General features: G+C 38.9%; 1 protein-coding gene. It reads left to right on the top strand.

Translation table 11 applies throughout. The annotated features are described in order from the left end of the window. Positions 1–34: 34 nt before the first annotated feature. Positions 35–1,009, top strand: a 975-nt coding sequence (locus ACTQXY_RS15485) for an IS91 family transposase (RefSeq protein ID WP_441660211.1), incomplete at its 3' end; no start/stop codon positions are given.

The raw sequence follows: 1,009 nt of genomic DNA, 5'->3' as shown, positions 1-1,009 counted from the left end.
TTCTTTTTCTTCCTTTTTCCTGCATAATAGACTTATGAATATCTTACAAAGAATCTTTACCGACTATTATGAAGAAATAAAATATACCCTTCATCCCAGAAAGACTGAGATGGAAAATATCGATAAGATGTTGGGCTGTGGCGATCCTTCCTTTGGCGGAGCTATGTATGTCTGCACCCATTGTGGCAATTTTAAATTTGTCCCTTTCCGTTGTCACAGCCGCTTTTGTCCCACTTGTGGTAACAAATATGCCATGGAACGCACTACCAATATGTCTTTTAAACTGGTCAATGTTGCTCATCGCCACTGTGTTTTTACCATTGATGAAAATCTCCGTGATTTTTTCCTCCATGACCGCTCCCTTCTTAACTGTCTTTTTCATGCAGTTAACAGCGTCATTTCCCGTATGTTTTTCAAACTTAATAAATCCAAAAACTTCACTCCTGGCTTTATCATGGTTTTACATACCTTTGGCAGAGACCTCAAATGGAATCCTCATATCCATTGCCTTCTTTCAGAAGGTGGGTTTAGTGATGATGGCTTCTGGCGTCATGTCAGTCACTTTAATTATTCTTACCTTCGCAATGCGTTCCGCACTGCACTCCTGAATGAAATGCATTCTAAAATTGGACCTTCTTTTAAAAAAATCAAGTCCAAATGTTACAACGACCATAAGCAGGGCTTCTATGTCTATGCCAAACCGAATCTTTCTGATTCCAAAACAGTCATCAAATACATTGGGCGTTATCTTGGTCGCCCTGTAATTGCTACATCCAGAATAGACAGCTATGATGGTGATACTGTTACCTTCCATTACAATCGGCATGAAGATAATAAATATATTGTAGAAACTCTCCCGGCAATTGATTTTATCAAACGATTAATTCGTCATATCCCTGAGAAGCACTTCAAAATGATTCGATATGGTGGCTTATATGCCAGACATCGAAAAACAGACGAAAAACTTTATCGTGCGATCTCGAAAAGCAAACATCGTATTTACCGGAGT

It is taken from the genome of Faecalimonas sp. LCP19S3_D12 (assembly GCF_052121495.1).
In the GTDB taxonomy this organism is placed as follows: domain Bacteria; phylum Bacillota; class Clostridia; order Lachnospirales; family Lachnospiraceae; genus Faecalimonas.
The sequence above is the reverse complement of the archived record's forward strand: the minus strand, read 5'-3'. Positions and strand labels throughout refer to the sequence as shown.